At 72.4% G+C, this 23,630-nt stretch carries 22 protein-coding genes; 9 read left to right on the forward strand and 13 right to left on the reverse strand.

The features are described from left to right. Positions 1 to 158: 158 nt before the first annotated feature. Positions 159 to 560, forward strand: a complete 402-nt coding sequence (locus ACH499_RS01815) for a hypothetical protein (RefSeq protein ID WP_356200222.1) — start codon at positions 159 to 161, stop codon at positions 558 to 560. Positions 561 to 591: 31 nt separating this feature from the next. On the opposite strand, the gene ACH499_RS01820 is transcribed toward ACH499_RS01815, so the two are convergent. From ACH499_RS01820 to coxB, 4 genes are all read right to left on the reverse strand, one after another. After that, positions 592 to 1,860, reverse strand: coding sequence for an Ig-like domain-containing protein (locus ACH499_RS01820; RefSeq protein ID WP_399013226.1), 1,269 nt, complete (start codon positions 1,858 to 1,860; stop codon positions 592 to 594). Between the two features lie 131 nt (positions 1,861 to 1,991). Further along, positions 1,992 to 2,390 carry a cytochrome c oxidase subunit 4 gene (locus ACH499_RS01825; protein ID WP_356200226.1) on the reverse strand — a complete coding sequence of 133 codons (399 nt, stop codon included), beginning with the start codon at positions 2,388 to 2,390 and terminating at the stop codon, positions 1,992 to 1,994. After that, complete coding sequence (gene ctaD / locus ACH499_RS01830) at positions 2,387 to 4,120, reverse strand: cytochrome c oxidase subunit I (protein WP_356200228.1); 1,734 nt, start codon at positions 4,118 to 4,120, stop codon at positions 2,387 to 2,389. The genes ACH499_RS01825 and ctaD overlap by 4 nt, the downstream gene beginning before the upstream one ends. Next, entirely contained in the window at positions 4,117 to 5,076 is a 960-nt protein-coding gene (coxB, locus tag ACH499_RS01835; protein ID WP_356200230.1) for a cytochrome c oxidase subunit II, read from the reverse strand. The genes ctaD and coxB overlap by 4 nt, the downstream gene beginning before the upstream one ends. Before the next feature lie 325 nt (positions 5,077 to 5,401). Between coxB and ACH499_RS01840 the strand changes: the two genes are divergently transcribed. Then, positions 5,402 to 6,784 (forward strand): aminotransferase class V-fold PLP-dependent enzyme, encoded by a 1,383-nt coding sequence (locus ACH499_RS01840; RefSeq protein ID WP_356200232.1) that lies wholly within the window; start codon positions 5,402 to 5,404, stop codon positions 6,782 to 6,784. 6 nt (positions 6,785 to 6,790) lie between these two features. On the opposite strand, the gene ACH499_RS01845 is transcribed toward ACH499_RS01840, so the two are convergent. Further along, positions 6,791 to 7,765, reverse strand: coding sequence for a carbohydrate kinase family protein (locus ACH499_RS01845; protein WP_356200233.1), 975 nt, complete (start codon positions 7,763 to 7,765; stop codon positions 6,791 to 6,793). Between the two features lie 132 nt (positions 7,766 to 7,897). Here ACH499_RS01845 and ACH499_RS01850 point away from each other — a divergent pair, with 132 nt between their 5' ends. Together ACH499_RS01850 and ACH499_RS01855 are read left to right on the forward strand one after the other, a co-directional pair. Continuing rightward, positions 7,898 to 8,107 (forward strand): hypothetical protein, encoded by a 210-nt coding sequence (locus tag ACH499_RS01850; protein ID WP_356200235.1) that lies wholly within the window; start codon positions 7,898 to 7,900, stop codon positions 8,105 to 8,107. Between the two features lie 115 nt (positions 8,108 to 8,222). Then, a complete protein-coding gene (locus ACH499_RS01855) occupies positions 8,223 to 9,740 on the forward strand; it encodes a hypothetical protein (protein WP_399013230.1) in 1,518 nt (505 codons plus the stop codon). Positions 9,741 to 9,815: 75 nt separating this feature from the next. Here the strand turns inward: ACH499_RS01855 and ACH499_RS01860 are convergent, their stop codons facing one another. After that, on the reverse strand, positions 9,816 to 10,172 hold the full coding sequence (locus ACH499_RS01860; RefSeq protein ID WP_356200239.1) for an iron-sulfur cluster assembly accessory protein: 357 nt from the start codon (positions 10,170 to 10,172) through the stop codon (positions 9,816 to 9,818). Positions 10,173 to 10,423: 251 nt separating this feature from the next. Between ACH499_RS01860 and nadA the strand changes: the two genes are divergently transcribed. After that, positions 10,424 to 11,608, forward strand: coding sequence for a quinolinate synthase NadA (gene nadA / locus ACH499_RS01865; protein ID WP_399013232.1), 1,185 nt, complete (start codon positions 10,424 to 10,426; stop codon positions 11,606 to 11,608). A 178-nt stretch (positions 11,609 to 11,786) separates the two neighbouring features. Here nadA and ACH499_RS01870 read toward each other — a convergent pair whose 3' ends face one another. From ACH499_RS01870 to ACH499_RS01890, 5 genes are all read right to left on the reverse strand, one after another. After that, a complete protein-coding gene (locus ACH499_RS01870; RefSeq protein ID WP_399013234.1) occupies positions 11,787 to 14,900 on the reverse strand; it encodes an efflux RND transporter permease subunit in 3,114 nt (1,037 codons plus the stop codon). 154 nt (positions 14,901 to 15,054) lie between these two features. Continuing rightward, positions 15,055 to 15,741 (reverse strand): response regulator, encoded by a 687-nt coding sequence (locus tag ACH499_RS01875; RefSeq protein ID WP_399013235.1) that lies wholly within the window; start codon positions 15,739 to 15,741, stop codon positions 15,055 to 15,057. Beyond that, the gene (locus ACH499_RS01880) at positions 15,738 to 16,964 is read right to left on the reverse strand and encodes a sensor histidine kinase (RefSeq protein ID WP_356200246.1); all 1,227 of its coding nucleotides are present in this window, start codon (positions 16,962 to 16,964) and stop codon (positions 15,738 to 15,740) included. Before ACH499_RS01880 ends, ACH499_RS01875 begins: the two co-directional genes overlap by 4 nt. A 153-nt stretch (positions 16,965 to 17,117) precedes the next feature. Continuing rightward, positions 17,118 to 17,402 (reverse strand): hypothetical protein, encoded by a 285-nt coding sequence (locus tag ACH499_RS01885; RefSeq protein ID WP_365595698.1) that lies wholly within the window; start codon positions 17,400 to 17,402, stop codon positions 17,118 to 17,120. Positions 17,403 to 17,422: 20 nt separating this feature from the next. Then, positions 17,423 to 18,214, reverse strand: coding sequence for a PspA/IM30 family protein (locus tag ACH499_RS01890; RefSeq protein WP_356200250.1), 792 nt, complete (start codon positions 18,212 to 18,214; stop codon positions 17,423 to 17,425). 272 nt (positions 18,215 to 18,486) lie between these two features. Here ACH499_RS01890 and ACH499_RS01895 point away from each other — a divergent pair, with 272 nt between their 5' ends. The 3 genes from ACH499_RS01895 to ACH499_RS01905 all read left to right on the forward strand — a co-directional run bounded on the left by ACH499_RS01895 (position 18,487) and on the right by ACH499_RS01905 (position 21,140). Further along, positions 18,487 to 19,125, forward strand: coding sequence for a DUF3043 domain-containing protein (locus tag ACH499_RS01895; RefSeq protein ID WP_356200274.1), 639 nt, complete (start codon positions 18,487 to 18,489; stop codon positions 19,123 to 19,125). An 83-nt stretch (positions 19,126 to 19,208) separates the two neighbouring features. Next, complete coding sequence (locus tag ACH499_RS01900) at positions 19,209 to 19,910, forward strand: methyltransferase domain-containing protein (protein ID WP_356200275.1); 702 nt, start codon at positions 19,209 to 19,211, stop codon at positions 19,908 to 19,910. A gap of 150 nt (positions 19,911 to 20,060) precedes the next feature. After that, on the forward strand, positions 20,061 to 21,140 hold the full coding sequence (locus ACH499_RS01905; protein ID WP_399013239.1) for a S1C family serine protease: 1,080 nt from the start codon (positions 20,061 to 20,063) through the stop codon (positions 21,138 to 21,140). Positions 21,141 to 21,189: 49 nt separating this feature from the next. Here ACH499_RS01905 and ACH499_RS01910 read toward each other — a convergent pair whose 3' ends face one another. Continuing rightward, complete coding sequence (locus ACH499_RS01910) at positions 21,190 to 21,402, reverse strand: hypothetical protein (RefSeq protein ID WP_356200254.1); 213 nt, start codon at positions 21,400 to 21,402, stop codon at positions 21,190 to 21,192. A 158-nt stretch (positions 21,403 to 21,560) separates the two neighbouring features. Between ACH499_RS01910 and ACH499_RS01915 the strand changes: the two genes are divergently transcribed. Next, positions 21,561 to 22,760 carry a bifunctional adenosylcobinamide kinase/adenosylcobinamide-phosphate guanylyltransferase gene (locus tag ACH499_RS01915; RefSeq protein WP_356200256.1) on the forward strand — a complete coding sequence of 400 codons (1,200 nt, stop codon included), beginning with the start codon at positions 21,561 to 21,563 and terminating at the stop codon, positions 22,758 to 22,760. On the opposite strand, the gene ACH499_RS01920 is transcribed toward ACH499_RS01915, so the two are convergent. After that, a complete protein-coding gene (locus ACH499_RS01920; protein WP_399013241.1) occupies positions 22,749 to 23,480 on the reverse strand; it encodes a class I SAM-dependent methyltransferase in 732 nt (243 codons plus the stop codon). The two genes, ACH499_RS01915 and ACH499_RS01920, sit on opposite strands and share 12 nt — an antisense overlap. Positions 23,481 to 23,630 lie beyond the last annotated feature (150 nt).

A 23,630-nucleotide genomic window follows, 5' to 3' on the forward strand; every position in this document is an offset into this window, starting at 1 on the left:
GGGGGGTGCCGTTCGGAGTGTCCGCCCCCTCTGTACTGCCCGTATGGCCCATCGAACGACCCCTCGAAGCCGTGTGCGAACCGCTGTTGACGGGCTGTCCGAGGGAGTAGCATCCGGCCCAACGGGCACGACAGTCCCCACCGCGTATCGGAGGAAGCATGCAGGCGACCGCCACGGTGCTGGTCTACAGCGACGACTCCAACACCCGCGAACAGGTGCGGCTCGCGACCGGCCGCCGGCCGGCTCCCGACGTGCCCGTCGTCGAGTTCGTGGAGTGCGCGACGCCGGCCGCCGTCGTCAGGGAGCTGGACAAGGGCGGGATCGACGTGTGCGTCCTGGACGGCGAGGCCGTGCCCATGGGCGGCATGGGGCTGTGCCGCCAGATCAAGGACGAGATCTTCCAGTGCCCGCCGGTGCTGCTGCTCATCGCGCGGCCCCAGGACGCCTGGCTGGCCACCTGGAGCCGCGCGGAGGCCGCTGTGGCGTCGCCCGTGGACCCGGTGGAGTTCGCGGACGCGCTCGCCTCGCTGCTTCGCCAGAAGAGGCTGCAGGGCGTCTAGGGGCCCCGCGGCCGCTCCCCCGGGGGCGCGGTCACACCGCCGTCGGACGCAGCCTCGCCGTCTCCTGGGAGTTCGTGTCGGCGCCGCCCGTCAGGGCGCTGCCCTCGCGCCACTTGGCCCAGTCCAGGTTCCAGTCGCCGAAGCCGTTGCCGAACGGCTCCATGGTCTCGCCGTCGGAGTTGATCACCTCGACGAGGTCGCCCTCCTGGACCTCGTCGAAGAACCACTGCGCGTTGTCGGTGCTCATGCCGACGCAGCCGTGGCTGACGTTGGCCGAGCCCTGGGAGCCGACGGACCAGGGGGCGGCGTGCACGTACTCGCCGCTCCAGGTGACCCGGGTGGCCCAGTACACCGGCAGGTCGTACGACTCCGAGGAGCCCTCGGCGATGCCGACGGTGCTGCTGCGCATGCGTACGAAGGATTCCTTGCCCAGCACGACCTTGACGCCGTTGCGGGTCTCGAAGCCGGGCTTGCCGGTGGTGACGGGCACCTCGCGGACCGCCCGACCGTTCTGGTAGACCGTCAGGGTGTGCGCGGCGGCGTCGGTGACCGCGACGACGTGGTCGTCCGTGGTGATCTTCAGCGGTTTGCCCTTGCCGCCCCACATCCGGTCGCCGATCTTGATGCCCTCCAGGTTGCTGCGGGCCTCCACGGTGGCGTGGGCGGGCCAGTAGTCCCGGGGCCGGTAGTGCAGCTTCTTGTCGTCCACCCAGTACCAGGCGCCCTGCACGGCGGGCGTGGACTCCACCTTGAGAGCGCGCTCCACTATGGCGCGCTGGGCCTTGTCCGCGACCGGCTGGCTCAGCTCTGCCGTGATGGGCTGGCCGACGCCGTACGAGCCCGCCTTGGGGCCGAAGGAGACGTTCAGGGTCTTCTTGACGCTGGGCTTGCCGGTCTCGAAGGTCAGGACCTTGCGGCCGGGGGCCCCGTCGCCGTCCTCGGTGCTCACGCGCACCGTGTAGCGGGCGCCGGCGGCCAGCGGTGAGGTGCTGTGCCAGCGGGACCCGTCGGCGGAGAGTTCGCCCGCCACGTAGCGTCCCGCGGCGTCCACGGCCGTCACGTCCGTGATGCGCCCGCCGGCGCTCTCGGCGACGACCTCCAGGGGCTTGTCCGGGTCCGCCTTCTTCCCGGCGTCCGTGGGGCCGTTGAAGGAGATCTGGCCGGCCGCGTCGTAGGGCGTGGCCGACAGCGGGTTGTCGTCGTCACCCATGCAGGAGGTGCTCGCGCCGAGGGCGATCACCAGCAGGGTGCAGCCGACGACCGTACGCCCCCGCGCCTGGAAGTGAACCGGGTTGCTCATGAGCTCACGCTAGGAAGCGGCGCGGGCGGCGGCACGGCGGGCGAGCCCGAACGGGTGAGGTCCGCTACGGCAGACGAAGGGGCCCGGACACTCCTGACGGAGTGTCCGGGCCCCTTCGTGCTCAGCTCGTGCTACTGGGTGCGGTTCTCACCGCGGTAGTACTCGAAGACCCAGCCCCACAGGCCGATCAGGATGACCGGCAGCGAGAAGTACATGATCCACCAGCCGACGGCCACGCCCAGGAAGGCGAGCGCGCCACCGATGCCGAGGGACAGCGGCTGCCAGCTGTGCGGGCTGAAGAACCCGACCTCGCCGGCGTCGTCCGCGACGTCCGCTTCCTTGTTGTCCTGTGCGCCGACGTCGACCCGCTTGGCCGTGAAGGCCAGGTAGAAGCCGATCATGAGGCACAGGCCGAAGGCCAGGAAGAGGGCCGTGGCGCCGGCCGGCTCCTTCGCCCACACGCCGTACGTCACCGCGACGGCGAGGATGAAGAGGCTCAGCCAGAGGAAAATCTTGCCCTGGATCTTCACTTGCCGGCCTCCTTGCCGCCAGCGAGGGTCTTCTCACCGTGACCGACGTTCTCGAGCTGGTCGAGAGCGGAGATCTCCGGGTGGTGCAGGTCGAACGCCGGGGATTCGCTGCGGATGCGCGGCAGCGTGAGGAAGTTGTGCCGCGGCGGCGGGCAGGAGGTCGCCCACTCCAGCGAACGGCCGTAGCCCCACGGGTCGTCCACGCCGACCGGCTTGCCGTACTTGGCCGTCTTCCAGATGTTGTAGAAGAACGGCAGCATCGACAGGCCGAGCAGGAACGAGCTGATCGTCGAGATCGTGTTCAGCGCGGTGAAGCCGTCGGCCGCCAGGTAGTCGGCGTACCGGCGCGGCATGCCCTCGGCACCCAGCCAGTGCTGGACCAGGAACGTGCCGTGGAAGCCGACGAACAGCGTCCAGAAGGTGATCTTGCCCAGGCGCTCGTCGAGCAGCTTGCCGGTGAACTTCGGCCACCAGAAGTGGAAGCCGGCGAACATCGCGAACACCACGGTGCCGAAGACGACGTAGTGGAAGTGCGCCACCACGAAGTACGAGTCGGAGACGTGGAAGTCCAGCGGGGGCGAGGCCAGGATGACACCGGTCAGACCACCGAAGAGGAAGGTGATCAGGAAGCCGGTGGACCAGAGCATCGGCGTCTCGAAGGACAGCGATCCCTTCCACATGGTGCCGATCCAGTTGAAGAACTTCACACCGGTCGGGACCGCGATCAGGAAGGTCATGAAGGAGAAGAACGGCAAGAGGACGCCGCCTGTGACGTACATGTGGTGGGCCCACACCGTCACGGACAGACCGGCGATCGCGATGGTGGCCGCGACCAGACCCCAGTAACCGAAGATCGGCTTCCGGGAGAACACCGGGATGATCTCACTGACGATGCCGAAGAACGGCAGCGCGATGATGTACACCTCTGGGTGGCCGAAGAACCAGAACAAGTGCTGCCACAGCAGGGCTCCTCCGTTGGAGGAGTCGAAGACGTGCGCACCGAACTTGCGGTCCGCCTCCAGCGCGAACAGGGCCGCGGCCAGGACCGGGAAGGCCAGCAGGACCAGCACACCGGTCAGCAGGACGTTCCAGGTGAAGATCGGCATGCGGAACATGGTCATGCCGGGGGCACGCATGCAGATGATCGTGGTGATGAAGTTGACCGAGCCGAGGATCGTACCGAAGCCGGAGAACGCCAGACCCATGATCCACAGGTCACCGCCGATGCCCGGCGAGTGCACCGCGTCGGACAGCGGCGAGTAGGCGAACCAGCCGAAGTCGGCCGCGCCCTGCGGGGTGAGGAAGCCGCCCACCGCCATCAGCGAGCCGAACAGGTACAGCCAGTAGGCGAACATGTTCAGCCGCGGGAAGGCCACGTCCGGCGCGCCGATCTGCAGCGGCATGATCCAGTTCGCGAAGCCGGAGAACAGCGGCGTCGCGAACATCAGCAGCATGATCGTGCCGTGCATCGTGAACGCCTGGTTGAACTGCTCGTTCGACACGATCTGCAGGCCCGGACGGGCCAGCTCGGCGCGCATGATGAGCGCCATCGCGCCGCCGATGACGAAGAACGCGAACGAGGTGACCAGGTACAGCGTGCCGATCGTCTTGTGGTCCGTGGTGGTCAGCCACTTGACGACGACTTCGCCACGCCTCTGGCGCCGGACCGGCAGCTCGTCCTCATAGTGGGACCCTGCCGCGGCACCCTGGGGTTCGTTGAGGATGCTCACAGGTTGTTCGTCTCCCGGTTCTTCTCGTGGCTCGTCTGCGCGATGCCCGCGGGAACGTAACCGGTCTGCCCCTTCTTCACGAGGTCCTGGAGGTGCTGCTCATAGCGCTCCGGGGAGACGACCTTCACGTTGAACAGCATCCGGGAGTGGTCGACGCCGCACAGCTCGGCGCACTTGCCCAGGAACGTGCCCTCCTTGTTGGGGGTCACCTCGAAGGCGTTGGTGTGGCCCGGGATGACGTCCTGCTTCATGAGGAACGGCACCACCCAGAAGGAGTGGATGACGTCACGCGAGGTCAGGACGAAGCGGACCGTCTTGCCCTTGGGCAGCCAGAGGGTCGGGCCCGGGTTGTTGGTCTGCGGGTTCCGCGTGCCCGGGACGCCGCAGTCGTAGGTGCCGCCGGCGTTGGCCGGGAAGTCCTCCTTGAACCGGTCCGGGATCGCGGTCAGTTCCTTGGAGGTCTTGGCGTCACCGGTGGAGCCGTTGACGTTCTCGACGTAGTTGAAGCACCAGCTCCACTGGAAGCCCACCACGTTCACCGTGACGTCGGGCTTGTTCTTCAGGCTCATGAGCTCGGACTCGTCACGGGCCGTGAAGTAGAACAGCACCGAGACGATGACGAGCGGAACCATGGTGTACAGCGCCTCGATGGGCAGGTTGTACCTGGTCTGCGGAGGAACCTCGACCTTGGTGCGGCTGCGCCGGTGGAAGAAAGCACTCCACAGGATCAGGCCCCACACCAGCACGCCGACGGCGAGCGCGGCAGCCCAGGAACCCTGCCACAGGGAGAGGATCCGCGGAGCCTCTTCCGTGGTCGGGGTGGGCATGCCAAGGCGGGGGAAGTCCTTGTATGTGCAACCGGTGGCGGTCGCCAGGACCAGGCCCGCGGTCAGTGCCTGCAGCAGCTTCCGCCGCATCGGGCGCCGCGGCGAGCGGTCGGAGCCGTTGGGACTCACGTAGCGCCTTCCCGAGAGTCTCGCCCGCGCTGTTCGGCTGCGGCCTTCTCGCTGGTCGGTCGCCGCCCTGCGTCGGGCAGGGGTTTGATGTTTATGCGGACCAAACCCTAGCCGACGCCTTCCGGGGGGTCGCGGGGAGGGTGGCATACGCGCCGCCGGTCACTCCGAAGGGTGGGGAGGAGGGCCTACGGGGCCCGGGGCCGCGGCTGTTCCGGCGGCTGACGGTGCGTCGTGACCTGCCGCGCCCACGCGGCCGGGCCGCACGTCGGGCACGGTCCCGCGCCCCCCACCGGCGCTCCCCCGGCGGACGTCATAGCGTTGCCCCGTGGCCTACTTCGACGCTGCTTCCGCCGCCCCGCTCCATCCCGTCGCCCGGCAGGCGCTGTTGGCCGCCCTCGACGAGGGCTGGGCCGATCCCGCACGGCTCTACCGGGAAGGGCGCCGGGCCCGGCTGCTGCTCGACGCGGCACGGGAGGCGGCGGCCGAGGCGGTGGGGTGCCGGGCGGACGAGCTGGTGTTCACCCCCTCCGGGACGCGGGCGGTGCACGCGGGCGTCGCGGGGGCGCTGGCCGGGCGGCGCCGGACCGGAAGCCACCTGATCGTGTCAGCGGTCGAACACTCCTCCGTCCTGCACGCGGCCGAGACGCACGAGGCCGGCGGCGGGACGGTCACCGAGGTCGGCGTGGACCGGACGGGCCGGGTGGACCCGGCGGCGTACGCGGCCGCCCTGCGCGGCGACACGGCACTGGCCTGCCTCCAGTCGGCCAACCACGAGGTGGGCACCGAGCAGCCGGTGGCGGCCGTGGCCGAGGCCTGCCGGGAGGCGGGGGTCCCGCTGCTGGTGGACGCGGCCCAGTCGCTTGGCTGGGGCCCGGTCGAGGGCGGCTGGTCGCTGCTGGCGGCGAGCGCCCACAAGTGGGGCGGGCCGTCGGGGGTCGGACTGCTGGCCGTCCGCAAGGGGGTGCGGTTCGCTCCGCAAGGACCCCGGGACGAACGGGAATCGGGGCGGGCGGCCGGTTTCGAGAACCTTCCGGCGATCGTGGCCGCGGCGGCCTCGCTGCGGGCGGTGCGGGCCGAGGCGGCCGAGGAGGAGGCCCGGCTGCGGGAGCTGACGGAGCGGATCCGGGCGCGGGTGCCGGCCCTGGTGCCGGACGTGGAGGTGGTGGGCGACCCGGTGCGCCGGCTGCCCGGCACCGTCACGTTCTCGTGTCTCTATGTCGACGGGGAGACCCTGCTGCACGAGCTGGACCGCGCGGGCTTCTCCGTCTCCTCCGGCTCGTCCTGCACCAGCAGCACCCTGACCCCGAGCCATGTCCTACGGGCGATGGGGGTGCTCAGCGAGGGCAACGTCCGGGTGTCGCTGCCGGCCGGGACGCCGGCCGAGGACGTCGAGCGGTTCCTGGAGGTGCTGCCGGGCACGGTTTCGGCGGTGCGGGAGCGGCTGGGGGCGCCGGCCCCCGCGGAGCGGGTCCCGGAGGGCGGGGCCGACCTCGTCGTGGACGCGATCGGCCGCCGCTGCCCCGTTCCGGTGATCGAGCTGGCCAAGGCCATCGGCGACGTGCCCGTGGGGGGCACGGTGCGCGTGCTGTCCGACGACGAGGCGGCCCGGCTGGACATCCCGGCCTGGTGCGAGATGCGCGGTCAGGAGTACCTGGGCGAGGAACCGGCGGACCGGGCGACCGCCTACCTGGTCCGCCGGCTGGGCTGACGCCGCTCAGGCCAGGTGCGCCCGGACCTCGGTGGCCGCCTCGTCGCCGTACGCCTTGGTGAAGCGCTCCATGAAGTGGGCCCGGCGGAGCTGGTACTCCTGGGTGCCCACCGTCTCGATGACCAGCGTGGCGAGCATGCATCCGACCTGCGCGGCACGCTCCAGGGAGACGCCCCAGGCCAGGCCCGACAGGAACCCGGCGCGGAAGGCGTCGCCGACGCCCGTGGGGTCGGCCCTGCGCTCCTCGTCGGGGACGCCGACCTCGATGGTCTCCTCGCCGGCCCGCTCGATGCGCACGCCCCGCGCGCCGAGGGTGGTGACGCGGTGGCCGACGCGGCCGAGGATCTCCTCGTCGGTCCAGCCGGTCTTGGTCTCGATGAGCCCCTTCTCGTACTCGTTGGAGAAGAGGTAGGTCGCCCCGTCCAGCAGTATCCGGATCTCGTCGCCGTTCATCCGGGCGATCTGCTGGGAGAAGTCGGCGGCGAAGGGGATGGACCGCGAGCGGCACTCCTCGGTGTGCCGGAGCATCGCCTCCGGGTCGTCGGCGCCGATGGAGACCAGGTCCAGGCCGCCCACGCGGTCGGCGACGGTCTTCAGCTCGATCAGGCGGGCCTCGCTCATCGCGCCCGTGTAGAAGGAGCCGATCTGGTTGTGGTCGGCGTCCGTGGTGCACACGAAGCGGGCGGTGTGCAGGGTCTCGGAGATGCGCACCGAGCGGGTGTCGACGCCGTGCCGGTCGAGCCAGGCGCGGTACTCGGCGAAGTCCGAGCCGGCCGCACCGACCAGGATCGGCCGGGTGCCGAGCTGTCCCATGCCGAAGGCGATGTTCGCGGCGACGCCGCCCCGGCGCACGTCGAGCTGGTCGACCAGGAAGGAGAGCGAGACCGTGTGCAGTTGGTCCGCGACGAGCTGGTCGGAGAAGCGGCCGGGGAAGGTCATGAGGTGGTCGGTGGCGATGGAGCCGGTGACTGCGATGCGCACGGCGTGGACTCTCTCCTGAGGGGAGGCGGGTTGACAGCTCACGCTACCCGGAGGGGCGCCGACTTCGAAGCCACCGAAACTACCCGATAGTAGAACTTCCTGCGCGCCGCGGAACGTGCCTACGGTTCCGTTATGACGAACCCGAAGACCGTCGCACCCGCCCCGGCCGATCTGGAGGGCGACCTCGCGTCGCTGCGCGGCGACTGCGCCCGGATGGCCCCGCGCTGGTCACCCCCCGAACGGCACCCGGCCGGCCCCGTCCCGCCGTCCCTGATCCACGGCGTGCGTGTGCCGCGGACCTCGGCACGGCTGCTGGAGGCGATGTCGGACTACGGCGACTAGGAGGCGCCGGAGGCTCCCCGCGGCCGTTCGGGCGAACCGTGCCGGCCGGGGGGAACCGGATCCTCCCCCACCGCGTCCCATCGCTGTCCCGAGCCACAGCCGAAGGAGCGATGCGGTGAACAGCGAGCGACCCGACAACGACGACGTCCGCGCCGCCGACGGGGGCGGCACCGGACGTCCCGCCCGGCGGCGTCCCCCGGCGGTCGCCGTAGCCTCCGTCGCCGCCGCCGTGCTGCTCGTGGGGGCCGGCGGAGCCTATGTGGCCACGTCCGCCTCGGGCGGCGGTACGGACGACGGCGCGGCGGCCGGGGCGCCGGGGGGCGGCACTCCCCCGCCGCTGCCCCTCGACGGGTACGGCGCACCGGCCCCCGGCGGCACGGACGGCGGCGGCAACGGCATCGCGCCGGGCGAGCCCGACCCGTCCGGCCTCACCTACCGCGCCGACGGTCCGCTTCCCGAGGGGCCCGGTTCGGCGCCCGTGTACCGGGCCGGGGGCGAGGTCGGCGAGGCCGAGGTGGCCCGCCTGGCGCAGGCCCTCGGCATCGAGGGGAGCCCGCGGCTCCAGGGGGACTCCTGGCGGGCCGGCAACGCCAAGGACGGCTCGGGGCCGCTGCTCACGGTGGCCCGGCAGGCGCCGGGGACGTGGTCCTTCCACCGCTACGCGCCCGGCACCGACGACTGCGGGAAGGGCCCGGTGTGCAAGGCGCCCTCCGCGGACGGGAACCCGGTGAGCGAGGCGGCGGCGAAGAAGGCGGCGGCTCCGGTCCTCAAGGCGCTGGGCCAGGACGACGCCAAGCTGGACGCGAGCCAGGTCATGGGCGCCCGGCGGGCCGTGAACGCCGAGCCCGAGGTCGGCGGTCTGCCCACGTACGGCTGGACGACCGGTGTGGTGGTCAGCGCGCAGGGCGAGGTGGTCGGCGGCAGCGGCCAGGTGAAGGCGCCGGTCAAGGGCGACACGTATCCCGTCCTGGACGCCAGGAGGACGCTGGCGCTGCTGAACGCGCCGGGCGCCGGTACCGGCGCGGGCATCGGCGGCTGTACGGGCCCGGTACCGCAGGAGGACGCGCGTCAGGCGCCGTGCGAGCCGTCGGCGGGGACGGGCGCGCCGACGGCCCCGCCGTCCGGACAGCGGACGGCCACGGTCGAGGACGCGGTGTTCGGGCTGGCCGCGTATCCGGTGCGGGGGCGGCAGACGCTGGTGCCGTCCTGGCTGTTCGAGGTGCGGACGCCGGGCGCCGCGGACGTCGTCACGGTGACCCGTCCGGCGGTCGATCCGGCGTACCTCGCCGCGCCCGCGCCGTCCCCGTCCACCGAGCCGCCGTCGGCTCCCCGGTCGCCGCGTGACGTGCGGGTGAGCGGCTGGACGGCCGAGGGCACCGAGCTGACCGTGCACTTCACCGGCGGGGTGTGCTCGGACTACGACGCGAAGGCGAAGGAGAGCGCCGGGCAGGTGAAGGTGACGGTGACCGAGACCCCGCACCCGGACAAGGTCTGCATCCTGATCGCCAAGGAGTACGAGCGGACGGTGACGCTGGACAAGCCGCTCGGCGACCGCGCGGTCGTGGGGACGGACGGCGCGCGGATCCCGCAGTTCAAGCCGGGCGCGCGGCTTCCGGCCCCGTCGGGCGGCTGACGGGCGCGGACGCGAAGGGGCGGCGGCCCGGGGAACACCCGGACCGCCGCCCTTCGTCGCGGTGTGCCGCGCGACTCAGCTGAAGGAGTCGCCGCAGGCGCAGGAGCCCGTCGCGTTCGGGTTGTCGATCGTGAAGCCCTGCTTCTCGATCGTGTCCACGAAGTCGATGGTGGCGCCACCCAGGTACGGGGCGCTCATGCGGTCGGTGGTGACCTTGACCCCGCCGAAGTCCTTCACGACGTCGCCGTCGAGCGAACGCTCGTCGAAGAAGAGCTGGTAGCGCAGGCCGGAGCAGCCACCGGGCTGGACGGCGACGCGCAGCGCCAGGTCGTCACGGCCTTCCTGGTCGAGCAGCGCCTTGACCTTGGCCGCGGCGGCGTCGGTCAGGATGATGCCGTCGGTGACGGTGCTGGTCTCGTCCGATACGGACATCTACATCTCTCCCGGGTTGTACGGAGACTGCTTGCCGACGGTTCCAACCGGCGGGGCCGCGGATTCATTCCGGGGCCGGCCCGTCGTGTGCTCCTCGGCCGTCTCTTCATGCTCGCACATGCCCGTGGGCGCGGACAGCGCCACGGGAACCGGGATTCACGTCACATCGACACGATGGCCATCGTCAAAGTGACGTGAACCGGTTATGATATATAGCGTCAGTTAGACGAAAAGTAGAAAGGGTGCGTGTCGTGACCACCGCCCAACCCCAGGACCTCGACGTGCAGCCGTCGCCCCTCGCCCTGCTGCTGCTCGGCCGCGAGGCCGACCCGAGGAGCGAACGCGGCGTGGAGTGCCCCGGCGACCTGCCCTCGCCCTCCGACCCGGACCTGGTCGCACGCGCCCGCGCGGCCAAGGAGAAGCTCGGGGACAAGGTCTTCGTCCTCGGCCACCACTACCAGCGCGACGAGGTCATCCAGTTCGCGGACGTCACGGGCGACTCCTTCAAGCTGGCCCGGGACGCCGCCGCGCGCCCGGAGGCCGAGTACATCGTCTTCTGCGGCGTCCACTTCATGGCGGAGTCGGCGGACATCCTCACCACCGACGACCAGAAGGTGGTCCTGCCCGACCTCGCGGCCGGCTGCTCCATGGCCGACATGGCCACCGCCGAGCAGGTCGCCGAGTGCTGGGACGTGCTGACCGAGGCCGGCGTCGCCGAGCAGGTCGTGCCCGTCTCGTACATGAACTCCTCCGCGGACATCAAGGCGTTCACCGGCAAGCACGGCGGCACCATCTGCACCTCGTCCAACGCGCGGCGCGCCCTGGACTGGGCCTTCGAGCAGGGCGAGAAGGTCCTCTTCCTGCCCGACCAGCACCTGGGCCGCAACACCGCGGTGCGGGACATGGGCATGTCCCTCGAGGACTGCGTCGTCTACAACCCGCACAAGCCGAACGGCGGGCTGACGGCCGAGGAGCTGCGCGCCGCGAAGATGATCCTGTGGCGCGGGCACTGCTCGGTGCACGGCCGTTTCAGCCTCAACTCGGTGAACGACGTGCGCGAGCGCATCCCGGGCGTGAACGTCCTGGTGCACCCCGAGTGCCGGCACGAGGTCGTGGCCGCGGCGGACTACGTCGGCTCGACCGAGTACATCATCAAGACCCTGGAAGCGGCCGCGGCCGGTTCCAAGTGGGCGATCGGCACCGAGCTGAACCTGGTCCGGCGGCTGGCGAACCGTTTCGCTTCCGAGGGCAAGGAGATCGTCTTCCTCGACAAGACGGTCTGCTTCTGCTCGACCATGAACCGCATCGACCTGCCGCACCTGGTGTGGGCGCTGGAGTCCCTCGCCGAGGGCACGCTGGTCAACCGCATCGAGGTCGACAAGGAGACGGAAGCCTTCGCCAAGCTGGCGCTGGAGCGGATGCTGGCGCTGCCGTAACCCGCTCGGGCCGCCGCCGCACACCGACCGGGAGGATCCGGAGCATTGACCGGCCTGTCCGGTTCTGAGCACTGAGCGGTCGCGCGGCCGGCCGGGCTCCGTGACCGGCGCCCGCGCGACGGGCAGGGGCGCCCCCGTGATGACTCACGGGGGCGCCCCTTCGTCGTACCGGCCGGGGTCAGACCTGGGCCGGCTCCGGTTCCTGCGACGGCTTCGGCTGCTCGGGCAGGCCCTTCTTCGCGGCCCGCTTCTTCGCGCGCCGCTCCTTGCGCAGCTCCAGCATCGCGTAGAGCGTCGGCACCAGCAGCAGCGTCAGCAGCGTCGAGGTGATCAGGCCGCCGATCACCACCACCGCCAGCGGCTGGGCGATGAAGCCGCCCTCGCCGGTGATGCCCAGCGCCATCGGGAGCAGGGCGAAGATCGTCGCCAGGGCGGTCATCAGGATGGGCCGCAGCCGGTGCCGGCCGCCCTCGATCACCGCCTCGACGACGCCGTGGCCCTGCTTGCGGTACTGGTTGATCAGGTCGATCAGCACGATCGCGTTGGTGACCACGATGCCGATCAGCATCAGCATGCCGATCATCGCCGGGACGCCCATCGGGGTGCCCGTGGCGATCAGCAGGCCGATCGCGCCGGTCGCCGCGAACGGGATGGACACCAGCAGGATCAGCGGCTGGGCCAGCGACCGGAAGGTGCCCACCAGCAGCATGAACACGATCGCGACGGCCGCGAGCATGGCCAGGCCCAGGTTGACGAACGCCTCGTCCTGGTCGGCGGTGACGCCGCCGATCTCGGCCGTGGCGCCGGCCGGCAGGTCCAGAGCGTCGATCTTCGACTGGAGCTGGGTGCTCACCGCGCCCGTGTTGTCACCGGTCGGCTTGGCGGTGATCGTCGCCGCGCGCTGGCCGTCGATGCGGGTCATGGACACCGGGCCGTCGACCAGCTCGACCGTGGCGATGTCGCCGAGCTTGGCCGGGCCGAGGTCCAGGGCCTTCAGCTCGGCCGTCGTGCGCGCCGGCCGGTCCGCCTTGATGACGACGTCGCGCTCGGTGTCGTCCAGGACCGCCTTGGCCGCGGGGGTGCCGCGCACCGCCTGGGCGACGGCCGCGCCGAGCGTCTGGTCGCTGAACCCGGCCGCGGCGGCCTTCGCGTTGGCCTTGACCGAGATGCGCGGCACGCTCTGCGCCAGGTCGCTGGTGACGTCGGTGACGTCGTCGAGCCCGGCGACCGCCTCGCGGACCTTCTCGGAGGCCTCGCGCAGCACCTGGGCGTCGGCCGCCTTGACGACGACGCTGAGGTCCTGGCTGCCGAAGCCGTCGCCGGCGGCGACCGTGGTGGTGCCGATGCCGTCGAGCTTCGCCAGCCCCTCCTCGATGTGCTCCTGGACGTCCTCGTAGGACGCCGAGTCCTCCAGCATCACCTGGTACGAGGCCTGGTTGGTGTCCGTGCCGCCGCCGAAGGCCGCCATGAAGCCGGACGAGCCGACGGTGACCTGGTAGTCCTTGACGCCCTCCGTCTCGCCGAGCAGCTTCTCCACCTTCTTGGCCTGCGCGTCCGTCGCACCGAGGCTGGTGCCCGGCTCCAGCTCCTGCTTGACGCTGAGGACCTTCTGCTCGCCCTGGTCGAAGAAGTTCGTCTTCAGCAGCGGCGCCATCCCGAACGTGCCGACCAGGACGGCGACCGCGATGGCCACGCTGGTCAGCCGGCGCCGGGTGGCGAAGCGCAGGACCGGGACGTACAGGCGCTGCAGGCGGCTCCTGGCCTCCTTCTCCTCGGCCAGGCGCCGGGCCTCGGCCGCGTCCTCGGGGGTGCCCTTCGGCGGGCGCAGGAACCAGTACGACAGCACCGGCACGACCGTCAGCGACACCAGCAGGGACGCCAGCAGGGCGGCGGTGACGGTGAGGCTGAAGGAGCCGAACAGCTCGCCGACCATGCCGCCGACGAGGCCGATGGGCAGGAACACGGCCACCGTGGTGAGCGTCGAGGAGGTGACCGCGCCGGCCACCTCGCGGACGGCCTTGAGGATGGCCTCCTGGCGCTCCTCGCCGTAGCCGAGGTGCCGCTTGATGTTCTCCAGCACCACGATCGAGTCGTCGACGACCCGGCCGATGGCGATGGTCAGCGCGCCCAGCGTCAGCATGTTGAGCGACAGGTCCCGCGTCCACAGCACGATCAGCGCCAGCACCACCGACAGCGGGATGGAGACGGCGGTGACCAGGGTGGAGCGGATCGAGGCCAGGAAGACCAGGATGACGAGGACCGCGAAGACCAGACCGAGGGCGCCCTCGGTGGTCAGGCCCTCGATGGCCTTGGAGACCGCCGGGCCCTGGTCGCTGACGACGGTCAGGGTCGCGCCGGAGCCGAGCTGCTCGCGCAGGTCGGGCAGCTTGTCCTCGACGGCGTTCGAGATGGCCACCGCGGAGCCGTCGTGGTCCATGGTCACGGCGACGGCGAGGCTCGGGCTGCCGTTGGTGCGGGTGAGGGAGTCGGCCCTCGCCTCCTCCTCCTCGACGGAGGCGATGTCACCGAGGCGCACCGGCTTCTTCACGCCCTCGCCGGTGACCATCAGGTTCTGGATCTGCTCCAGCGAGGTGAAGCCGCCGCCGACCTGGACGGTGCGGTTGGCGCCGCCCTCGTCGAACGAGCCGGCCGGCACGGTCGCGCCGCCGGCCTGCAGGGACTGGGCGAGCGCCTGCGGGCCCACGCCGGCCTCGGCGAGCTTCGCCGGGTCGGGGGTGACGGCGACCTGGACGTCCCGCACGCCGTCGACCACGACCTGGGCGACCCCGTCGATGTCCTTCAGGGCCGGGACGACCGTCCGGTCGAGCTGATCGGCCAGCGCCTGCTGGTCCTTGCCGGAGGTGACGGCGAGGACGACGGTCGGGATGTCGTCCGTCGAGCCGGAGACGACCTGCGGGTCCACGCCGTCCGGGAGCTGGGCGCGGGCCCGGTTGACGGCCTGCTGGACGTCGGCGACGAGCTGCTGGGTGCCGTTGCCGTAGTCGAAGGACGCCATGATCACGGCGTTGCCCTCGCTCGCCGTGGAGGTGACGCCCGAGACACCGTCGACCGCCTCGAGGCTGTCCTCGATCGGTTCGACGACCTGCTTCTCGACCACGTCGGGCGACGCGCCCTGGTACGGCGCCAGCACGGACACCATGGGCAGTTCGATGGTGGGCAGCAACTGCTGCTTGAGCTGGGGGATCGCGATCGCCCCGAAGACGAGCGCGATGATCGACATCAGCCCGATAAGGGCCCGTTGCGCGAGGCTGAATCTCGACAGCCAGGACATGGGTGCGGGGTCTCTCTTCTGTGGCCGAGCGGAGGAAGGGCACGGGCGGGCGCCCACCCCAACACCCTGCGTCATGGCCGGCCCCGGTTTCCTAGGCCCCAGGTCCATTTCCTTATCCGGCGCCTACTCCCGGCGCAGTACGGCCGGGCCGGGATCACTCCACCCTTGGGCGTACCAGTCCGGATTCGTACGCGATGACGACCAATTGGGCCCGGTCACGGGCGCCCAGCTTGCCCATCGCCCGGTTGACGTGGGTCTTCACGGTGAGCGGGCTGACCTCCAGGCGCTCGGCGATCTCGTCGTTGGAGTGGCCGCCCGCGACCTGCACCAGCACCTCGCGCTCCCTCACGGTCAGCGAGGCCAGTTTCTCGGCGCGGGCCGGGTCGCGGTCCGGCTCGTCGGCGCCGTCCTCGTGGGCGAGGAAGCGGGCGATCAGCCCCTTGGTGGCGGCCGGGGACAGCAGTGCCTCACCGCCGGCCGCGACGCGGATCGCGTTCAGCAGTTCCTCCGGCTCGGACCCCTTGCCGAGGAAGCCGGAGGCGCCGGCGCGCAGCGACTGCACCACGTAGTCGTCGACCTCGAAGGTGGTCAGTATGACCACGCGGACATGGGCGAGAGCCGGGTCGGCGCTGATCATCCGGGTGGCGGCGAGGCCGTCCGTGCCCGGCATCCGGATGTCCATCAGCACCACGTCGGCCCGCCGTTCGGCCGCCAGCCGGGCCGCCTCCGCGCCGTCGGACGCCTCGCCCACCACCTCCATGTCCGGCTCGGAGTCGACCAGTACCCGGAAGGCGCTGCGCAGCAGTGCCTGGTCGTCGGCGAGCAGGACACGGATCGTCATACGGCATCCTTCGCGTGATCGTCGCGGTTGCTGACGGGAAGGATCGCATGGACCCGGAAGCCGCCTCCGTAGCGGGGACCGGTCGTCAGGGCGCCGCCGACGGCGGTGACGCGCTCGCGCATTCCGAGCAGCCCGTGCCCGCCGCCGTCGGCCCCGGTGTCGGCGTCCGGCTCCCCGGAGCCGTCGTCGAGGACGGTGACCTCGATGTCGGGCCCCACCCGGACGACGCTCACCTCGGCCTTCGCCCGCGGCCCCGCGTGCTTGCGCACATTGGTCAGCGCCTCCTGGATGATCCGGTAGGCGGCCAGGTCCACGGAGGCGGGCAGGGTGGTGTTCTGGTCGGCGCGGGCCACCTCGACGTGCAGCCCCGCGTGGCGGAAGGTGGCGACGAGGTCGTCGAGGCGGTCCAGACCGGGTGCGGGCTCGGTCGGGGCCCTGGGGTCGTCGGACTGGCGGAGCAGGCCGACGGTGGCGCGCAGTTCGTCGAGCGCGGACCGGCTGGCCTCCCGCACGTGCGCGAGGGCCTCCTTGGCCTGGTCGGGGCGCTTGTCCATGACGTGGGCGGCGACCCCGGCCTGGACGTTGACCAGGGCGATGTGGTGGGCGACGACGTCGTGGAGGTCGCGGGCGATGCGCAGCCGCTCCTCGGCCACGCGGCGGCGGGCCTCCTCCTCACGGGTCCGCTCGGCCTTCTCGGCGCGTTCCCGGATGGCCCGGACGAAGGCGCGACGGCTGCGGACGGCGTCCCCGGCGGTGGCGCCGATGCCGGTCCAGGCCAGGACGGCGACGTTGTCCTGGGCGTACCAGGGCAGGGGGCCGGCCAGCATGGCCGCGCCGGTCAGCACGGTCATGGTCAGCAGGCCGACCCGCCAGGTCGTGGAGCGGTCGGTGGCGGCGGCGACGGTGTAGAGGGCGACGACGGCGGCCATGGCGACCGGGGCGCGGGGGTCGCCGGTGACGAACTCGACGACGGACAGGCAGCCGGTGAACGCCAGCACCGCGAGGGGGGCGCGGCGGCGCCGGACGAGCGCGGCCGCGGCGAGCACCATGAGCACGAGGCTGAGCGGGTCGGGGGTGCGCACGCCCCAGGTGACGCCGTCGGGGCCGTGCGGGTCGGCGAAGGAGCCGGCCACCATGCACGCGAGGACGGCCGCCGCGAGGGCGGCGTCCAGGGCGAAGGGGTGCGCGCCCAGCCGGCAGCGGGCGCGCGCGAAGGTGCTCACGCGTGTTTACGGTAGCCGGAGTGGGCGCCCCTTCGCGGGGCGCTCGTGGTCACGGTGGCCGTCGGCCCGGGAGCCGCGCCCCCGGACCCCCGCAGCGGCCCGCACGGCCCCGTCCCCGAACGCGGGACGGGCCGGGAACGCCGGGCGGCGTTCTCAGGAACCGTCCGGGATGAGGCCGTCGTCGCTCAGCAGTTCCCGGACGTCCTCCAGGGTGGCGTCCGGGGAGGGGAGGATCAGGTCCGACGGCTCCAGGGAGTCGTCCGGCAGCGGCTCCCCCAGCTCCCGGACCTTGGCCAGCAGGGCCTGGAGGGTCGCGCGGAAACCGGGGCCGTCGCCGTTCTCCATCTCGGCGAGGAGTTCGTCGTCCAGCTTGTTCAGCTCGGCGAGGCGGCCGTCGGCCAGCGTCACCTGTCCCTCCCCCATGATCCTCACGATCATGTCGCCCTCCTCGGCGTGGGCTACTGCTTGTCGAAACGCGGGGTGTCCTGCGGCTGCTGCTGCGACTGGCTCCGGCCCTGACCCTGGCCGCCCTCGATCGCCTGGCGGTCGGCGGTGCTGCCGCCGGCCAGTTCGGCCTTCATGCGCTGCAGTTCCAGCTCTACATCCGTACCACCGGAGAGCCGGTCCAGCTCGGCCTGGATGTCGTCCTTGTGCATCCCGGACTGGTCGTCGAGGGCACCGGAGGCGAGCAGTTCGTCGATGGCGCCGGCCCGCGCCTGGAGCTGCGCGGTCTTGTCCTCGGCCCGCTGGATCGCCAGGCCCACGTCGCCCATCTCCTCGGAGATGCCGGAGAACGCCTCGCCGATGCGGGTCTGCGCCTGGGCGGCCGTGTAGGTGGCCTTGATGGTCTCCTTCTTCGTACGGAAGGCGTCCACCTTGGCCTGGAGGCGCTGGGCCGCGAGGGTGAGCTTCTCCTCCTCGCCCTGCAGGGTGGCGTGCTGCGTCTCCAGGTCGGTCACCTGCTGCTGGAGCGCGGCGCGGCGGGACAGCGCCTCGCGGGCCAGGTCCTCGCGGCCCAGCGCGAGCGCCTTGCGGCCCTGGTCCTCCAGCTTGGACGACTGGGACTGGAGCTGGTTGAGCTGGAGCTCCAGGCGCTTGCGGCTGGTCGCCACGTCGGCGACGCCGCGGCGCACCTTCTGGAGCAGCTCAAGCTGTTTCTGGTACGAGTAATCGAGGGTCTCGCGCGGGTCCTCGGCCCGGTCAAGGGCCTTGTTGGCCTTCGCGCGGAAGATCATCCCCATACGCTTCATGACACCGCTCATGGGCTTCGCGCGCCCCCTTCTGACCGACTCCAGCTCCAGCGACTGCAACAGAACCCACAGTACGGGCCCTGCATCCATTACCGCACTGTTCGGGGACGGATGCGCTCATCCCCAAGGACGACCTGCGCACGCTCCCGGTCCGGCGTAAGGAGTAGGTGCTCCCCGGGGAACGGCCCCGGGCCCGGCCCCCCGGGCCGTACGCAACGTCCCCTCTGTCCCCTTTACCGACGACTGGCGTTGCCGGATCGTTCCCCACCGGGCTGGGGTCCACACTCCCCCACCCCGTACCCTTGGGTTTTGTGTTCCGTAGCCGTGCCAAGGAAGAGAAGGCCCCGAGCGCCGTCAAGGCGCCGGTGACCGACTCCAAGCAGCCCCGCGACCCGCAGGCCCCGAAGGGCAGGCCCACGCCCAAGCGCAGTGAGGCCCAGTCCCAGCGCCGCAGCGTCGCCAATACGCAGATGACGCGCAAGGAGGCCGCCAGGCGTCAGCGCGAGGAGCGCCGCGCCGCGATGGAGCGCCAGCGCCAGGCGCTCGCGAGCGGCGACGAGCGGTTCCTGCCGGCCCGCGACAAGGGCCCGGTCCGCCGGTTCGCCCGCGACTTCATCGACTCGCGGTTCAACGTCGCCGAGTACTTCCTGCCGATGGCCGTGGTCATCCTCGTGCTGAGCATGATCCGGGTGGCCTCGCTGCAGAACATCGCGCTGCTGCTGTGGCTGGTCGTGATCGTGCTCATCGTGCTCGACTCGATCGTCACCGGCTTCCGGCTGAAGAAGCGCCTCGCCGAGCGCTTCCCCGACGACCGCCGGCGCGGCGCCGTCGCCTACGCGCTGATGCGCTCGCTCCAGATGCGCCGGCTCCGGCTGCCCAAGCCGCAGGTCAAGCGCGGGGAGCGGCCCTGAGCACCACGCCGTTCACCCGGGGCGCGGCCGAGGCCTGGCTGGACAAGCTGGGCGGTCTGCGCGACGTCGTGCGCCAGGAGCTGGTGGCCCGGCAGCTCGACGAACAGATAGTCGGCCGCTTCCCTGTGGGCAGACGGTTGCGGGTGCTCGACGTCGGCATGGGCCAGGGCACCCAGGCGCTGCGGCTGGCACGGGCCGGGCACCAGGTGACCGGCCTGGAGCGGGACGCCACGATGATCGCCGCGGCGCGCGAGGCCCTGGCGGGCCAGCCGGAGGGCATCCGGGACCGGATGCGGATCATCGAGGGCGACGGCCGGGACACCGGTGTGCACTTCCTGCCGGGCAGCTTCGACGTGGTGCTGTGCCACGGCGTGCTCATGTACGTCGAGGAGCCCGACCCGCTGCTGGCCGGGCTCGCCCGGATGCTCGCGCCCGGCGGCCTGCTGTCGCTGCTCGTGCGCAACGGCGACGCGCTCGCCATGCGGGCCGGCCTGCACGGCGACTGGGCCGGGGCGCTGGCCGCCTTCGACACCACCGCCTACCGCAACCGCCTCGGTCTGGATGTCCGCGCGGACCGGCTGGCGACGCTGACGGCCAAGCTGGCCGGCATCGGCGCACCGCTGCACACCTGGTACGGCGTCCGGGTCTTCACGGACACGGCACCCGACGGTGCCACGGCCCCGGACGACCTCGGGACACTGCTGGCCGCGGAGGAACGGGCAGGTCGCACGGACCCGTACCGGGGGGTCGCGGCGCTGCTGCACCTGTGCGGGGTGCGCGGCTGAGGGCCGTTCGTGGGGGCCGGTCCGCCGGAAGTCGGCCGCCCCGCGCATCCGCGGCGTGATCCGAGCGACCGGACCCGGGGGCCTGTCGGGTGCACTCGATCGGGTGCTTTCCGGGGGCAGGGTGTGCGGGGCGCCCGTGAGACTCGGGGCATGGACGTCTTCCGTGCCCGCCCGTCCCGCTTCCGTGCCCGCGTCGCCGTGCCGGTGTGCTCCCTGGCGCTCCTCGCCGGGTGTTCGGCGGGCGGGGCGGCCTCCGGTGGCGGCGGGCGGCAGGACGCCCCGGCACGGGCCGCCGCCCCGCTCACCTCCGACGACCTCCAGAGCGACTACCAGCGCGTGATCGAGGACGTGCTGCCGTCGGTCGTGCAGATCCGGGCCGGCGAGGACCTGGGCTCCGGGGTCGTGTACGACACGAAGGGGCACATCGTCACCAACGCCCACGTGGTCGGGGAGCAGAAGACCTTCCGCGTGACGACCGCCCACAGCGAGGACCCGCTGTCCGCGCGGCTCGTCTCCTCCTACCCCGAGCAGGACCTCGCCGTCGTCAAGCTGGACAAGGTGCCCTCGGGGCTGAAGGCGGCGTCCTTCGGGGAGTCCGCGAAGGTCGAGGTGGGGCAGATCGTGCTGGCGATGGGCTCGCCGCTCGGGCTGTCCTCCAGCGTGACGCAGGGCATCGTGTCGGCGACCGGGCGGACCGTCACCGAGGGCAGCGAGGGCGGGGGTACGGGCGCCACGCTCGTCAACATGGTGCAGACCTCGGCCGCCATCAACCCCGGCAACAGCGGCGGCGCCCTGGTCGACCTCGACGGGCAGGTCATCGGCATCCCGACGCTCGCCGCGACCGATCCCGGCCTCGAGGGCAGCGCGGCCCCCGGCATCGGGTTCGCGATCCCGGCGTCGATGGTGAAGACGGTCGCCGGCCAGATCGTCAGGTACGGCAAGGTGACCGACTCGGGCCGGGCGGCGCTCGGCATCACCGCCCGTACGGTCGTCGACGACTCCTACCGTCCCGCGGGCGCGGCCGTCGTCAGCGTCGACGAGGGCGGGGCCGCGGACCTGGCGGGGCTGCGGGCCGGGGACGTCATCACCGGGCTGGGCGGCGCGGACATCACCACCGTCACCTCGCTCGCCGAGGCCCTGGCGTCGAAACGGCCGGGCGAGCGCACCGAGGTGACGTACACCCGCGGCGGTGACGAGCGCACCGCCGCGGTGACCCTGGGCGAGCAGTGACGCGCGAGGGGGCGGCCACCGCGGGCCCGCCCCCTCGCGCGACGGCCGGTCAGCCCTCTTCGGCGTGCAGGCTCATCGGCCCGTAGATCTCCGTGGAGTCCTCGAAGAGCCGGACCTGGTCCGCGCCGCCCTCCCGCAGGTCCTTCCAGTGCTCCCCGATCCAGGACTCGGCGTCCCCTTGCGTGGTGAACTCCTCGGGCTGCACCGCGGGCTGGACCTCCGTCCCCCCGGCCGTCTCGAACCGCCACGTCCATGCCGCCATGTACGCCTCCAAGATGTGAGCACATGCAGAGCGGAAGCCGGATCTTGGTCCGGCCCCCGGTCGCAGCCTATGCGCTGAGCCCGGCCCGTCGTAGAAGGCCGGGTACGACCGGGGGCCTCGGGCGCGCACGTCAGGGGGTGACCGGCGAGAATCGGGGCGTGGACGTGACGTTGCTCGGCACCGGTGCCCCCGCGGGACTTCCCCGCCCCGACTGCCCCTGCGCGGCGTGTGCCGCGGCGCAGGGCGAGAACGCGCGCGCGGCGACCGCGCTGCTGGTCGACGGGGCGCTGCTCCTCGACCTGACGCCCGGCGCCGCGTTCGCCGCCGCGCGGGCCGGGCACTCCCTGGCAGGGGTGCGGCAGGTGCTGCTGTCGCACCCGCACGACGGTCCCGCCGTCGAGGTGCCCGCCGGGCTGCCGCAGCCGGGCCGGGTGCCGGACGGGCGGGAGCTGGCGCTGCTGACCGGGCACCGGGTGCGGGCGGTGGCGATGGACGCGCCGGGCACCGGGTACGCCGTGACCGGGCCGGACGGGCAGCGGCTGCTGTATCTGCCGCCGGGCGGGGCGCCGGCCGGTCTGGAGGCCCCGGCGGAGCCGTACGACCTGGTCCTCGCGGACGTCGTGGGGCGGCCGGACGCGCTGGCGAAGCTGCGGGCGGTGGGCGCGTCGGGGCCGACGACGGACGTGGTCGCCGTCCATATCGGCCACGAGGTGCCGCCGGGCCGGGAGCTGGCGCGGCGGCTGGCGGCGGCCGGGGCGCGGGCGGTGCCGGACGGGACGACGCTGGTGGCGGGCGTGTACGAGGACGTGCCCGACGTACCGCGGCGCACGCTGGTGCTGGGCGGGGCCCGGTCGGGCAAGTCGGTGGAGGCCGAGCGGCGGCTGGAGTCCTTCCCCGACGTGCTGTACGTGGCCACCGGCGGCTCCCGCAACGGGGACACGGAGTGGGCGGCCCGGGTCAGCGCGCACCGTGAGCGCCGGCCGGGCTCGTGGCGCACCGTGGAGACCTGCGACCTGGTCCCGCTGCTGAAGGACGACGGGCCGCCGCTGCTCGTCGACTGCCTGTCGCTGTGGCTGACCGACGCGATGGACGCCGTCGGGGCGTGGGACGACGCGGAGTGGTCCGACGGCGGCGAGCGGGCCCTGCGGGAGCGGGTGCGGGAGCTGACGGAGGCGGTGCGCGCCACGCGGCGCGCCGTCGTCGCCGTGTCGAACGAGGTGGGGTCGGGAATCGTGCCGGCCACCGCGTCGGGCCGCCGCTACCGGGACGAACTGGGGCGGCTCAACGCGGCGTTCGCCGACGAGTGCGAGCAGGTGCTGCTGGTGGTGGCGGGCCAGGCGCTGGTGCTACGGGGCTGACGCCTCCTTGCGGGCGACGAGGCGGGTGTCCCGCGGGCCGGTGAGGACGGCGCAGCCGTGGGCCTCCAGTTCGGCGCGCAGGCCCGCCGGGTGGGGCGGCGGGGCGCACAGGCGGCGCGGGTCGGCGACGTCGAGGAGCAGATGTCCGCCCGGGCGCAGCGCGCGCAGGGCGGCGCGCAGTTCGGCGCGCGGGTCGGGGACGCGTTCCAGGTGCTGGAAGAGGCTGACGACGTCGTAGCGGGCACGGAGCCGGGAGGCGATGTGCGGGTCCGCCAGCCGGCCCACGTACGCCTCCTCGACGCGTTCGGCGGCGCGGGCGCGCAGGACCCGGTGGGTGGGGTCCACGCCGTCGAACGAGGTGTAGGGGAAGTACGTACGGGCCGTGCGGGGGAAGTCGGCGTCGCCGGTGCCGACGTCGAGCCAGCTCTCCGGGTCGGGGCAGCGGCGGAGCATGGCGCGGGCGGCCAGGGTGTGTCTGAGGCGGACGCCGGCCCGGACGGCGGGGGGCGCGGGCCGGGGGTCGAGGGGCGGGTTGCGGAAGGCGTGCCCGCAGTCCCGGCAGCGGTCCAGGACGGAGCGGGCCGGCGCGCCCTTGTACCGGGGGTCCTGGCGGGCGGGGCGGGGGCGCAGCCGCAGCGAGCCGCACCAGGGGCAGTCCGCGCGGTGCGGCCCGTGGACGGGGACCGGGGGCACGGCGGGCATGGGAGGCGGTGCGGACATGGGCGGCTCCCGACGGGGCGGAGGGGCGGGTACGGCAATCCACCGCAAAACGTTACGTACGGGGAGGCGTTCCGGAGGGCAACGACGCCGGTGGGGCGCGGTGCGGATGTGACCGCCGTGGCGTTCGGGCGGGGCCGGTACTGTTCGGCG

This window comes from Streptomyces sp. NPDC018947 (assembly GCF_044390505.1).
Classification (GTDB): domain Bacteria; phylum Actinomycetota; class Actinomycetes; order Streptomycetales; family Streptomycetaceae; genus Streptomyces.

Excerpts from the sequence above, each read along its gene's own strand:
- ACH499_RS01815 (WP_356200222.1), top strand. The coding sequence starts at position 159 with ATGCAGGCGACCGCCACGGTGCTGGTCTACAGCGACGACTCCAACACC.
- ACH499_RS01820 (WP_399013226.1), bottom strand. The coding sequence starts at position 1,860 with ATGAGCAACCCGGTTCACTTCCAGGCGCGGGGGCGTACGGTCGTCGGC.
- ACH499_RS01850 (WP_356200235.1), top strand. The coding sequence starts at position 7,898 with ATGACGAACCCGAAGACCGTCGCACCCGCCCCGGCCGATCTGGAGGGC.
- ACH499_RS01860 (WP_356200239.1), bottom strand. The coding sequence starts at position 10,172 with ATGTCCGTATCGGACGAGACCAGCACCGTCACCGACGGCATCATCCTG.
- ACH499_RS01870 (WP_399013234.1), bottom strand. The coding sequence starts at position 14,900 with ATGTCCTGGCTGTCGAGATTCAGCCTCGCGCAACGGGCCCTTATCGGG.
- ACH499_RS01875 (WP_399013235.1), bottom strand. The coding sequence starts at position 15,741 with ATGACGATCCGTGTCCTGCTCGCCGACGACCAGGCACTGCTGCGCAGC.
- ACH499_RS01885 (WP_365595698.1), bottom strand. The coding sequence starts at position 17,402 with ATGATCGTGAGGATCATGGGGGAGGGACAGGTGACGCTGGCCGACGGC.
- ACH499_RS01890 (WP_356200250.1), bottom strand. The coding sequence starts at position 18,214 with ATGAAGCGTATGGGGATGATCTTCCGCGCGAAGGCCAACAAGGCCCTT.
- ACH499_RS01905 (WP_399013239.1), top strand. The coding sequence starts at position 20,061 with ATGGACGTCTTCCGTGCCCGCCCGTCCCGCTTCCGTGCCCGCGTCGCC.
- ACH499_RS01910 (WP_356200254.1), bottom strand. The coding sequence starts at position 21,402 with ATGGCGGCATGGACGTGGCGGTTCGAGACGGCCGGGGGGACGGAGGTC.
- ACH499_RS01920 (WP_399013241.1), bottom strand. The coding sequence starts at position 23,480 with ATGTCCGCACCGCCTCCCATGCCCGCCGTGCCCCCGGTCCCCGTCCAC.